The sequence below is a fragment of the Streptomyces sp. NPDC097981 genome (genome assembly GCF_040302565.1).
Lineage (GTDB): Bacteria > Actinomycetota > Actinomycetes > Streptomycetales > Streptomycetaceae > Streptomyces.
In genome coordinates this window covers 66,040-79,390 of the sequence record NZ_JBEORW010000038.1, presented here as the reverse complement: position 1 = coordinate 79,390, position 13,351 = coordinate 66,040, and the positions used below count along the sequence as shown (strand labels likewise).

Sequence of the window (13,351 nt, the reverse complement as noted above, 5' to 3'; positions counted from 1 at the left end):
CCCGGACCACGCACACGAGGCGTGTCACCGGACGCGGAGCGAACGCGGGCGACCAGGACATCCAAAACCGTTCGGGATGCCCGCAGCGACCAGGAGTGGGGCCAAGACCCACTCCTGCTCACTGATTAGGAACGGTTTCAGGAACGCCCAGAGTTCCGGGTTCTCGGCGGAGGCCATCGACAACCAGGCGATGCAGTCCTCCAGATCGACGGAGGTCACCTCGGCCGTGATCTTCTGGCCGGCCTGCAGAGCCCTGGCCGGGTATGGCCGCTAGGACACCTCCAAGGGCCCGACCATCCCGAGCGGGCGCGCGGGGAAACCGGCCAGGGTCACCACAACCCCTCGCGATCTTGTGACCTCTGCCGCTGTCCCGTGGCGGAGGTGACCGACGCGGATCGATGCCAAGAACTCCCTTGCAGCCTGATCGTCCAACTCGGCGCCCATGCCGCCCAGCCTTTCACGAGGGCCGTGAACCGACCCCGACTTTTGTCCGCGGACAAAAGTCGGGGCCCACCGGTCGCTGACGAGACTGCGCATATGGCCGGGGTTAGGGTGTCCGTCGAACTAGTCGTGGGGGATTTCATGGACACCGACATCAAGACGGAGAGCTCCTCTTCCGCCACGCTGTCCGGCGGCGCGCAGGACCGCACGGTCACGCCCGGCATGGTGGTCACGGCGCTGCTCGTTCCGGTCGTGGCCGTTCTCGGTGCGGTCACCTCGCTGCGCGTCGAGGACATCGACATGGACTGGGTACACCGGCAGCAGGCGGCCTGTCGGCACATGCCGTTCCCGAAGATGGAGTACGTCGTCGCATGGTCGGGACCGGTCCTCGGCCTGTCGGCCATGGCCGTCTGCGTACTCCTCGCCCGGTGGACCCGCCGCCGCTGGGGCCTGCGGCTCTGGGACACCTGGCCCGGGCTCTTGGCCTTCGTCTGCGCCGTGCTCAACGTCCTGGCGATTCTGTTGGAGCTGTTCATGCTGTGGGCCACGTACAACCCCGACGCGTCCGGGCCGATCCTCGGTGACTGCGGTTAGGTTCCGTTTTCCTGAACTCGTGGTGAAACGAGGCAGCGGCCGCCCTCCCGGCTTCGGGAAGGCGGCCGCTGCGTGGGTTCCGGTGGTCCCTGCTACGGGGCGGGGACAGGGAGAGGGGCTGTGCCGAGGGTGGGGATGGTCCAGCGCTGGGCGGGGCTGCTGTTGCAGTCGAACAGCCAGAGCGGGGTTCCGGGACGGGTGTCGAAGTTGCCGAGGTCGACGCAGCGGCCGGAGACCAGGTTGTAGATGCTGCCGTCGGCTCGGGGAAGGAACCGTTGGCTCGGGGCGAAGCTGTCGCAGGTGCGGAGTTCGATGACCGTCGTGTTCGCGGTGCCGGCGTTCGCCGCGTTGAGGCACTTGCCGCTGGTGCGGATGGTCCCGTCGCCTCGGATCTGGAACTTCTGGGCGTCGCTGCCGTTGCAGGCGGCGATCTGGATCTTGTTGCCTTCGTCGGAGCGGTTGAAGTCGTTGTCGACGCAGTTCGCGGCCGAGGTTGTCAGGGTGATGGGGCTGGAAGCGTCCGGGGCGGTGGGGGTGGCGGCGTAGGGGTAGACGGCGAAGTTGCTGATCCCGCCGGTGAGGCTTTCCTGGTTGACTCCGTTGGCCTTGTACCGGCCGAGAACGAGGGGGCCGCTGGGGGCCGGGCTTGTGGAGGCCCGGTGCTGGCCGCTGCCGGCGAGGACGCCGTCGACGTAGAGGCTCATGAGGCCGGTGTCCGCGTTGTAGACGGCTGTCAGGCGGGTCCACGTGTCCGGAGTGAACCGGGCCGCGTCATTCATGGTGTTGGTGAAGTCGAACGGCCATCCGTCGGCATCGGCATGGGCCAAGGCGAAGCGCCAGTGCGAGGAGTCGGCGTACAGGATGAAGGAGCTGGTCCGATTGCCGTCCTGGCTGGCGATGAGGTTTCCCTTGAGGCCAGGCTTTGCCCAGGTGCTGATGGTGAAGCTGTTCCTGGTGTCGACGGCCGAACGGGCGGCTGTGATGGTCGCCTGCGATTCCGAGCCCTTGAACGCCGCGTAACCGGTGGTGCGGCCACCGATGCTGTCGGGCGAGAAAGTGACACCGACCGTGGCGGCGGGGTTGGCGCCGACCGCATCCGGGGTGGTGGAGCCGTCCTGCCCGGTCAGCTTCCACTGCGCGGTCGGCATGCTGAGGTTGCCCAGTGCGACGGAGGCCGTGCCGATACCGGTCACGGTCGGATAGGCGGGGGTCGTGCCGTCAGTCACGGTGCCGACGCCCTTGAAGGCCACGAGCTGCTGATTGGTGTCGACAGCCCACAGGTCGGGGATGCCGTCCCCATCCAGGTCGCCGTTGGAACCGACCCGCGGATAGGCCTTCGGTTCGACCTTTCCGGAGATCAGGCCTGCGGCAGGGTCGGAGAAGTCCGACAGGTCGGGTGACTGCGCGGTGCCCTTCACGGTGAAGGCGTGCAGTGTGCCGTCGGTCTTGGACCGGGCCCAAAGGGTGGGGAGGTTGGTTCCCTGGGCGCGGCCGGGTGTGATCAGCTCGTAGCCGTCCCAGCGGCTGTCGTTGGACGAGAGAAGGACTGCCTGGGAGCCGAGCTTGTTGGTGGTTCCGGCGACAGCCAGCCACAGCCGTCCGTTCTCGACGAACAGCAGAGAGGTCCGCGGCAGGACGTTCGGGTCGGTGCCGGAGTCACCCGTGATGGAGCCGAAGGCGGCAATCTGGGTGACCTTGGACCAGTCGGAGCCGTAGTTGTGGACCGCGCAGTCGAGGACGGCGTAGGCCCGTGTGACGCACCCGGTCGGCTTGTTCACGGTGATGACGTCCTGGCTGTCGAACTGGCCGGAAATGCCATCGTTGCGGTACACCGAAAGCAGCGGGTCCGAAACACCGTGGGCGAACAAGTCGTCCACCGTCTTGGAACCGAGGCTGCCGCGGTGGCTGATCTGGGTGGTGCTCCAGCCGTTGCCTCCGGGGGCCGAGACAACGCCCGCCTTGGGCGCTGCGGCCGGATCGGCGCCGCCGCCTACCAGGCGCAGCGCACCGGCGGAGTCGGGCAGGAGGATGTCGGCCTTCTTGTCGCCGGTGAGGTCACCGAAGATCGGGACGGGGCTGTTCGGGTTGGACGGGGCGTAGAAGCCGTACGCGACGGGCTGGGACAGGTTGCCGGCGTTGTCCTGGGTCTGCAGGTAGACGTGGTTGGTACCCCAGCTCTGTGGGGTGATCTTGACGGTGGCCTTGCCGTCGGTGAGCTTGACGATGCCGGTTTCGGTGTCGGTGCACTTCCAGTTGCCGGCCGCGGCCTTGACCGGGTCCGTGGTCCAGCGCGCGCAGGCCAGGCCGGAGGTGCGGCCGCCGCCGGCCGGTGCGGGATCGGTGCCGGTGAGGGTGAAGGTACCCTCCTCGCCCGCCTTCTTGGGGTGGGCGTCGATGGTGCCGGAGGCCGGGAAGTCGGTGGAGGTCACCGCGGCGGTGGGCGGCGTGCGGTCGACGCGCAGGAAGCACCATTCCGTGGCCGCGCTGGTCAGGGTGCCGTCCGTGGTGCGTGCCGCCCAGCCGTACTGGTGTCCGTCGGTCAGTGTGCCGATGTCGACGGTCGCGTCCCCGTAGTCGCCGTTCCAGCCGGTCTGGGCGTACTCGGTCTTGCCGGTGTCGTCGTCCCAGTACTGGAAGGTCGTCTGGAGCTGGCGCTTGGTGGCCGAGTACGTGGCGGTGGTGAGGGTGATGTTGTTGTTGGCGCCGACCCAGCCCGGGTTGTCCCAGGGGTTCGCCGTGCCGGGCGTACGGCAGTCGGCGTACGAGGCGGTGCCGGCGAAGCCGGGGGTGGGGCGGGTGCGGGGCCACCAGACGGTGGGGGTGATGTCGTACTCGACGGTGATGTGCGGGGTGTTCTCGTACCGCTGCCGGTAGTACTTGTTGTATTCGTCGTCGGGGGCGAGGCCGACGGTAATGGTGGGCCACTGGTACCGGGCGGCGTTCTTCACCAGGTCCGTGACGTTGAAGTCGATCTGGCCGGTGCCGGACATGCTGGTGTGTCCGACCTGGCCGCAGCCCTGCATGGTGGAGCCGGTGCCGCAGGGCTGCCGGCTCCAGCTGGTCGGGTTGCCTATGGCGTTGGTGGAGTACAGGCCCATCGGTGTGGCGGTGCTGGGGCTGGACGAGGAGATCACGGTCGCGGAGAACGTCGCGTTGACGATCTCGGTGTTGTACAGCCGGGAGTCGATGCCGATCTGGAAGTAGGCGCGGGTGCGGCCGATTCCGGTGCAGGGCGGGTTGCCGACGTTGTAGCCGCAGTAGCCAGTGGCCGGCTTGTCCTGGCCGTACTCGGTGCCGTTGAACTCGTTGGTGTCCGGGTAGGCCTCCTGGACCTGGGCCCAGGCCTGGTTGGCGTTGTCGAGGACCGGGTTGAAGCCCGGGTCGATGTACCAGGGGCCGGTGCCCTTGCCCAGCAGCTCGGGATCGGGGACGAGTTCGATGCCCTTGGAGTCGGCGGTCGTCCTGACCGGTTTCACGGCGGCGCCCGCGCCAGGGCCGTCCGCGGTCGAGGCCGCAGGCGGATCTTCCGCGGCCGGGGCGGATCGCGGGGCGTCGGCGCCGGCCGACTTGCTCAGGCGGGCGGTGGCGGCCGGGGCCGGTGCGGCGCCCGCCGAGTCCCACATGAAGGAGGTGGGGCCGGTGAAGCGGGTCCTGCCCTGGGCGTCCTTGATGTCGAGGTTGCCGGCGGTGTCGCTGTTGACCGTGAGGCCATCCGCCTCGACATCCAGCCGAAGTTTCCTGACCGCGGGGTTCGCCGCGGCCTGTGCGGTACGGACAGTCAGGACCTGGCTCCAGCCGCCCTGCCGGTCGGCGGTCAGCCGCAGGTCCACGTCCGGCAGGACGTTGGAGTAGAGGGCACTGTCCCCGATGAGCGTGGGCTTGGGGAGCGTGAAAGGAGCCTTGAAGGACAGTTTCCTGCCGTCGGCGGTGGCCATCGCGACCATGGGGCCGGGGCCGCCGCCGGAGAAGCTGAGCTTCGAGGAGACCGCGGCCGGGACGACGGCGCCGTCCGGGGCGGTGTGGAGCGTGGCATCGAGCGCGCGCCACTGCCCGTCGGCGCCTTTGAGCCGTTCCGGTACGGGGGTGGCATCGGTGGTGAGGGTGCCGCTCGGATTGGCGAAAGTCTGTGTGCCTGCCGTGGTCAGATCGGCGATGGCCACCCGCTTCCCACTGCTCTTGGCCTGCGCGAGGGCCTTGGTGACGGCCGTCTCCTGTGCGCTCGGAGCAGGTTTGGGCGGCGGTGCGGGCCAAGCGGTCTGCCCTGGTCCATGGCCGCGAGTGCCCGCGTCGGCGGCGGCGGGCAGAGCCGAGATCAGGCCGGCTCCGAGAGAAAGCGCGGCGGCTCCGGCGACAGGCAGCATCGAGACGCGCAGCGCCCGCCCACTGCGGCCCCCCGGCCTTGGTATCCGCAATGCAGGAAATAACGGCCTCACGTGTTGAGCCCCCCTGAGCTGTGAGACGGACAGAAGTCAGCGGCACGATTCCTTCACGTCTGCAATTTTGTCAACGGCTTATGACGTGTCGACGCCCGGTTTGGGTGGTGAACTCCCAAGGTGTGCCGTGCGTGACATGAGTCACGTGAGGGGAATGTGAGCGTCCGGTGATAAATCGAACGGATGCTTCGTAGAGTGCGTTTGCTCCGGGCCCTGTCGGTCCGTTCTTCGTACTCTTCTGTGTCCTGTGGGGGGATTCGTTTGTTCGACAGAGGTGGTTTCGCCGTGCGCTCGCGCACTCGGCGATCACGGGTCGCGGTCGTCGCGGCGTTCGCAGTACTCTTCTCCGGCCTGGGCCTTCCTGTGGTCGAGGCCGCGGATAAGCCGCCCAAGGTGTGGGTTCCGCCCAATACGCCGCTGCCGGACGCGAAACCGGTCAAGGGGGTGGATGCGAAACCCTCAGCGAAAAAGGCGCCACCACCTGGCCGAAAATGGGCCACGGAATCGAACGGTAAGTTACCTTCGGGTGCAGCGACCGTCGTCTTGGATCCCAAGAGTGCGGCCCGTAGTGCCACCGGGCCCGGAGCAGTTCGTGCCGGAGAGCTCCCTGTCTGGGTTGCGCCTGTAAATGGCGCGAATCGCTCGGTGAATCTGTCTTCTCTCGCCCTTGACGGTCCGGGCGGCAATTCCGGCGAGGACAGCACGTTACGGGTCGAGGTGAAGGACGCCGCGAAAACCCGTGCCGCCGGAGTCAGCGGCGCGCTCGTCGCCCTGAGCGGTGCCACGGGCGCCGGGCCGTCGGGCAAGGTCGAGGTCGGTCTCGACGTATCGGCGTGGGCGAAGGCCGGCGGTGCCAACTGGGCCGACCGCGCCCGGCTGGTGCAGCTGCCCACCTGTGCGCTGACCACCCCCGGCGCCGCCGGCTGCACGACCCGTACGCCCCTCGCCTCGCACCGGGACGCCTCCGGGCGCCTGGTCGCGGAGGTGGACGTACCCAAGATCCCCGCTGCCTTCACCCGAGCCCCGAAGACGGAGCCCGGCGGCGCCAAGTCGGCATCGCCGTCGGCCCCGCAGATGCTGGCCGCCAGGGACGTGGCGATAGCGGTCGAGACGGGCCCGCAGGGTGCGAGCGGCGACTTCACGGCCACCCCGCTGCAGCCGTCCGCTTCCTGGCAGGCCGGGGCCAACGCCGCGAACTTCACCTACGGCTACACCGTCGAGGTGCCCAACGGCATCGCCGGTGCGGGCCCGGGCATCTCGCTCGGCTACGACTCGTCCTCCGTCGACGGCCGCACCGCTTCGACGAACGCTCAGGCGGGCCGGTTCGGCGAGGGCTGGGACTGGAGCCCCGGTGCGATCTCGCGCTCGTACAAGGGGTGCAAGGACGCCGGTATCAAGGACTCGGGCGACGAGTGCTGGGCCGGCGACATCGTCTCGCTGAACTTGGCGGGCCACTCCGGACAAATCGTCCGGGACGACACCACGTGCGTGTACCGCCTCCAGGGCGACGACGGCACGAAGATCGAGCGCCTGACCGGTCAGCGCAACGCCGCCTGGAACGGCGAGGCCTTCAAGGTCACCACGACCGACGGCACGCAGTACTACTTCGGCTCCAACCGCCTCCCCGGCGGTGACGGCACCGACCCCGAGGCCAAGTCGGTCTCCACGGTCCCCGTCTACTTCAACAGCGGCCAGGACAAGTGCCTCGGCGCGCAGACCCCCGCCAACGGCTCGTGGCAGCAGCTGGGCTGGGAATGGAACCTCGACTACGTCGTGGACCCGCACCAGAACCTGATCTCCTACCGCTACGAGCAGGAGGACAACCACTACGGGCGCGGCGGCGGCCAGAACAACGGCACCGGCACCCCGACCAAGTACCAGCGCGGCAGCTACCCCACCTGGATCGGCTACGGCCAGCGCCTGCCCGAGCAGATCGCGGCCAAGGGAGCGGCCAAGCCTGCAGCCCAGGTGTGGCTGCGCAGCACGGAGCGATGCTTCCCCGACGGTGCCCCTGCCTGTGACCCGGCCCAGCGCACCAAGGCCAACGCCAAGTCCTGGCCCGACACGCCCGTCGACCAGGAATGTGCCGCCACCGGCCAGTGCCTGAACCTGTCGCCCACCTACTTCTCCTCCAAGCGCATCAAGCAGATCGACACCGAGGTCCTGGCCGGTTCGGACTACCGCCGGGTCGACTCGTACGTCCTCAACCAGTCGTTCCAGGACCCGGGCGACGGCACCTCCCCGATCCTCTGGCTCGACTCGATCGTGCGCAAGGCGTCCAACGGGCAGCCCGAGAAGGCGCTGCCCGCGGTGACGTTCGAGCCGCTGCAGATCCCCAACCGCGTCGACGGCATCGTCAAGCGCCCGGACGGCACGGAGGCCTCGGCCCCCCGCTACTACCGTCCCCGCATCCAGAAGATCACCACCGAGACCGGCGGCCTGATCAACGTCGTCTACAAGGCCCCGGAGTGCTCCCGGGTCAAGGGCACCATGCCGCCCTCCGAGGACGGCAACACCATGGCCTGCATGCCGGTCAAGTGGTACCTGCCCAAGCAGTCCTACCCGGACCCGGTCAACGACTGGTTCAACAAGATCGTCGTCCAGTCCGTCACCCAGCAGGACATGGTCGCCGGCCAGGTCACCACCGTGACCGGCTACGAGTACGGCGGCGGCATCGCCTGGCACCGCAACGACTCGGAGTTCGCCGACCCCAAGACCCGTACGTGGGACCAGTTCCGCGGCTTCGCCACCGTCACCACCCGCACCGGCACCGGCAACGCGGCCGAGGCCCCGCGCACCAAGAGCGTGGCCACGTACCTGCGCGGCATGGACGGCGACGTCCTCGCCAACGGCTCCAAGCGCAGCGTCACCGTCCCCGACGCGCAGGGCGGCACCATCAAGGACGAGAACCTCTTGTCCGGACGGGTCCGCCAGACCGAGACGTACGACCGCGACGGCGGAACCGTGGTGGCGGACGAGGTCACCACCCCCTGGCTCGGCAAGAAGGACACCGCGACCCGCGCCCAGTCGGGGGACCTGCCCGCCATCACCGCGCGCGCCCAGAACACGGCCAAGGTCACCACCCGCGCGAAGCTGGCAGACGGTACCTGGCGCATCGGCGAGCGGACCTCCGAGTACGACGACACCCTCCTCTCGCGCCCGACCAAGGTCGACGACAAGAGTGACCTGTCCCGTCCCGACCAGCGTCTGTGTACGACGTTCGACTACGCCGCCGGCCCGGGCGGCGCCCTCACCCAGCTGGCCTCCCGCACGCTGGTCGTCTCGGGCGCGTGCGGGCAGACCCCCACGGCCGCGAACACCGTCGGCGACACCCTGGCCGCCTTCGACAACCTGCCCGCCGGACAGGCCGGCGCCACCGGGGACCAGACCGGCACCTCGGTCCTGGAGAAGTACGACGACGCGGGCAAGGCGGTCCACCGCCTCAACTCCACCTCGACGTACGACGCGTACGGCCGGGTCACGAGCAACACCAACAAGACCCGCAAGGACGCCGACCACCCCGACGGAGCGGTGACCACGACGGAGTACAAGCCGGCAACCGGCGCCCTGCCCACCGAGGTCACCCACACCAACCCGCTCGGCTGGAAGACGGTCACGACCCTCGACATCGGCCGCTCGCTGCCGCTGAAGACGACGGACGAGAACAAGCACGTCGCCGAACGCGAGTACGACTCCTTCGGACGCGTCACCTCCATCTGGCAGCCGGGCCAGGAGCGGGCGAACGGCGCCCTGCCCGTGCGCAAGTACGCGTACGCGATGAACGGCATCAACGCGCCGTCCAGTGTCCTGAGCCAGGCGCTCATGGGCAACAAGTTGACCTATACGACGAGCTACACGATCTACGACGGCCTCGGACGCGTCCGTCAGACGCAGGCGAACACGAAGTCAGGTCCTCGTGGCCGCCTGATCACCGATGCGCTTTTCGACTCCCACGGCCGCCAGGTCAAGACCAGTGGCCAGTACTACAACGACGAGGGCACCCCGTCGGGCGCCCTGTTCCTGCCCAACGGCGGAGTCAACCCCGATAGCAAGATTCCCGCCCAGACCGTCTCCGTCTTCGACGGACTGGGCCGGACCACAGCCTCCGTCTTCCAGTCGTACGGCGTCGAGCAGTGGCGCTCGAAGAAGGAATACCCCGGCGCCGATGAGACGCGCACCATCCCGCCGAACGGCGGATATGCGACCGCGACCATCACCAACGGCACCACCTCGCTCCTGCGCCAGTACAAGGGCAACACCCCCACCGGCCCGTACGACGAGACGACGTACGAGACGAACACGCAGGGCCAGGAGCTGCGGCGCAAGGACTCCGCGGGCAACGAGTGGACCTTCGCCTACGACCTCCTGGGCCGGGTGGTGAAGACCACCGACCCTGACTCCGGTACCAGCACCACGGTCTACGACGACAGCAAGAACCTCACCACCGTCACCGACGGCAGGAACAAGAGCGCCACCACCGTCACCGACCTTCTCGGCCGCGCCCTCGCCACCTACGAGGGCAAGACCGTCGATCCGGCCAAGCAGGTGAGCGGCTTCACCTATGACAGCAAGGCCCTGGGCAAACCCGCCACGACCACGCGCTACGTCGGCGGAGCCGGCGGCAGCGCCTACGTCTCCGAAGTCACCGGCTACGACGGCGGCTACCGCCCCCTCGGCACCAAAACCACGATCCCGGCTGCCGAGAAGGCGCTGGCCGGTGTCTACGAGACCAAGAACACCTATGACGCATACGGTCAGCTGACCCAGTCGGATCTGCCTGCCATCCCCAAGGCAGGGCTCGGCGTCGAGACCCTGTACATCGGCACGGACGGGTCCGGAAACCTGTCCTCGCTCGACAGCGACATCGCGGGGACCCCGACTCCCTATGTCGTGGCCATGCTCTTCGACCCGTACGGGCGGGCGATACGGACCACCGTCGGCGAGTCGGGTCGGCAGATCGTCTCGACTGTGGACCACGACATTGCGACCGGTCGCCCCATCCGCTCCACTCTCGACAAGCAGACTGCTCAGAGGGCCAGCGTCGACGTCGTCGACTACACCTACAACCAGGTCGGCCAGCTGACCTCGGTCGGCAACACGCAGGACGGTGCGCAGCGCGACCTGCAGTGCTTCACCCACGACTACCTGGGCCGGCTGACCCAGGCCTGGACCGACACCGGCACCCAGACCACGGCGCCCCAGCCCAGCGTCCCGGGCATCGGCGGCTGCACCAACGCCGGCGGTCCGGCCGTGGACGGCACCGGCAAGCCCAGCGTGGGCGGCCCCGCTCCGTATTGGCAGCAGTACGAGTACGACCTCCTCGGCAACCGCACCAAGCTGGTCAAGAAGGACGTCACCGGCAACGCGGCCAAGGACACCACGGTCACGCAGACCTTCGGCGGCCGACAGAACAGCCCCTCCACCGACCCGAAGACCGGTGGCGGCACGGGCGGCCCGCACGCGCTGATGACCACCACGGAAACCGGCCCGTCCGGTACCAAGGCCACCTCGTACACGTACGACGCGGCCGGCAATACCGCCTCCATCACCAGCACGCCCGGAACCAAGACCCTGACCTGGAACGACCAGGGTAAACTCGACAAGATCACCGGCACCGGTGAGAGCGCCGGCACCAGCTACCTGTACGACACGGGCGGCAACCAGCTCATCCGCCGTGACCCGAACAGCACCACGCTCAACCTCGGCACCGACCAGATCACCCTGGACACCGCCACCGGGAAGGTCTCCAACACCCGCACCTACGCGGCCCCCGGCGGCCTGTCCATCACCCGCACCACCACCGGCGGGACGTCCACGCTCAGCTACCAGAGCTCCGACCACCACGGCACGGGCGGCGTCCAGTTCAGCGCCACCGACCTCGCCCAGGTCCGCCGCTCCTCCGACCCCTTCGGCAACGAACGCGGCACCCAGCCCGCCCCGGGCAGCTGGGCCGGCGACAAGGGCTTCATCGGCGGCACCAAGGAGAAGGCCACCGGCCTCACCCTGCTGGGTGCCCGCGAATACGACCCCGCCACAGGCCGCTTCATCAGCCCCGACCCGATCCTCGACCCCGGCGATCCGCAGCAGTGGAACGCGTACGCGTACTCCAACAACGACCCGATCAACAAGTCGGACCCCAGCGGCCTCGCGTACAAGTGCGAGCAGGGGGAGTGCGGCGGAAGCTCCTACATCAAGACGCAGACGCTCTCCGACCACAAGGCGACCCGCACCCCCGATCCCGAGGACGGTTTCGAGACCGCCACGAAGCAGCTCCACAAGGCCAAGCAGAGGCGAGACCACCTCATCAGCGAGGTCGTCGACCTCATCGGCGACCTGATCGGCTACAACGACGCCCGCGACTGCTTCACCAAGGGCGACGTGATGGCCTGCATCAACACGGCCCTGGGCGCCGTCCCGTGGGGCAAGCTCGCCAAGGCCATCAAGGTCGGCATCAAGGCCTTCAAGATCTACAAGGAGGTGACCAAGGCCTACGACGCCGTCCACGAAGCCGAACGCGGCGTCTCGCGCGCGGCAGCCGCCATGACCCGAGCCAAGACGGCTGCCAAGGAAGCCCGCGAAGCGGAGGCGAAAGCAGTCGAGTCCGGGGCCGAGAAAGCCGGCAAGGAAAGCGCCACCGACAGCGCGGGCACGGAGGCGAAAACCACCCGGGAGACATCAAACGCCGAGTCGGGCGCCGACTCCGTCGAATCCCACAGCAGCGGCGGCGCGGACGTAGAAGCGGGTACGGCTTGCAAGCTCAACAGCTTCCCCACCGGCACCCGAGTCCAGATGGCCGACGGCTCGACCAAGGAGATCCAGGACGTCCGCGTCGGTGACACCGTCCTGGCCACGGACCCGCAGACCGGCGAGACCCGTCCCCAGCAGGTGGCGGCCACCATCACCACGCCGGACGACAAGGACTTCACCGACCTCACCCTCACCGACGAGTCCAACCCCCGCGCACCGCCCGTCCAGCTCACCTCCACCCTCCACCACCCGCACTGGAACGAGACCCGCCACCAGTGGGTCGACGCGGGCGAATTCACCCCGGGCGAGCAACTCCGCCGCCCCGACGGCACCACCCTGACGGTCCAGACCAAGCGCAACTACCCCTACGCAATCACCACGCACAACCTGACCGTCAACGACTTCCACACGTACTATGTGCTGGCCGGGGCCACGCCGGTCCTGGTACACAATTGCGGTGGTGGCGGCTTCAAGAATCCCGTTTCCCCGGATGAGATAACGGAGCTGAATCGCGACTTTGGCGGGATGGTCGCTGAGCGCGGATCTCCCGAGAACATAATGGCCAACGCAAGTCGCTATGGTAGCTTCTGGGAGAAGTCTGCTGTGGTGATTCGAGACATAGCGGGTGGCCACATGTTCGACAATGGAAATAAGCGAACTGCCCATGCTGTGGTATCCCAGCTGATGGATCGTAACGGCATCACCAGCGGGCCAACCTCGGATGAGCTGTGGAGTGTTATATCCAGGGTCGCTACTCCTAAAAAGGCAGGCCACAGCATGGATGTTGGGGAGATTGCCTCGATGTTGCGAGGGTATTGACGGGAGTAGTGATGGTGGATATTGAGCTACTAATGGATCAGTTGGGGAGGGCTGGCGTCACTGTCCTCCTCAAGGTTGACCATGAGCGCATGCAAACAGGGCATAAGCCCTGGACGATGGTGATGTCAGGTCCAGGGCTGGGTGAGCGCGAATTGATTCGCACGGACGCGCCCACTCTTCAGAATTGCCTGAAGTACTGCCTTCGAGAGCTGAGCACGTGTCCCGGTGATTGGGGATGGCTGGAGCTGTATTCGTAGGTGCATTGAGAGGCTCCGCCGGAAAGAATTCCGGCGGAGCCTCTGGCGCGTTTGACGGCA

Annotated in this window: 3 protein-coding genes; 2 read left to right on the top strand and 1 reads right to left on the bottom strand. The window is 67.9% G+C overall.

Annotation, left to right across the window (positions count from 1 at the left end; all coding sequences use genetic code 11):
* Positions 1 to 582: 582 nt before the first annotated feature.
* Positions 583 to 1,035: a hypothetical protein gene (locus tag ABTY04_RS30085; protein ID WP_352216566.1), complete on the top strand. Its 453-nt coding sequence runs from the start codon at positions 583 to 585 to the stop codon at positions 1,033 to 1,035.
* A gap of 92 nt (positions 1,036 to 1,127) precedes the next feature.
* Here ABTY04_RS30085 and ABTY04_RS30080 read toward each other — a convergent pair whose 3' ends face one another.
* Positions 1,128 to 5,396 carry a ricin-type beta-trefoil lectin domain protein gene (locus ABTY04_RS30080; protein ID WP_352216565.1) on the bottom strand — a complete coding sequence of 1,423 codons (4,269 nt, stop codon included), beginning with the start codon at positions 5,394 to 5,396 and terminating at the stop codon, positions 1,128 to 1,130.
* Between the two features lie 717 nt (positions 5,397 to 6,113).
* Between ABTY04_RS30080 and ABTY04_RS30075 the strand changes: the two genes are divergently transcribed.
* Positions 6,114 to 13,034: an RHS repeat-associated core domain-containing protein gene (locus ABTY04_RS30075; protein ID WP_352216564.1), complete on the top strand. Its 6,921-nt coding sequence runs from the start codon at positions 6,114 to 6,116 to the stop codon at positions 13,032 to 13,034.
* Positions 13,035 to 13,351: the final 317 nt, after the last annotated feature.

What these genes read in the sequence shown, in the direction of transcription:
- ABTY04_RS30080 (WP_352216565.1), bottom strand. Translation starts at nt 5,396, where the DNA reads ATGCTGCCTGTCGCCGGAGCCGCCGCGCTTTCTCTCGGAGCCGGCCTG.
- ABTY04_RS30085 (WP_352216566.1), top strand. Translation starts at nt 583, where the DNA reads ATGGACACCGACATCAAGACGGAGAGCTCCTCTTCCGCCACGCTGTCC.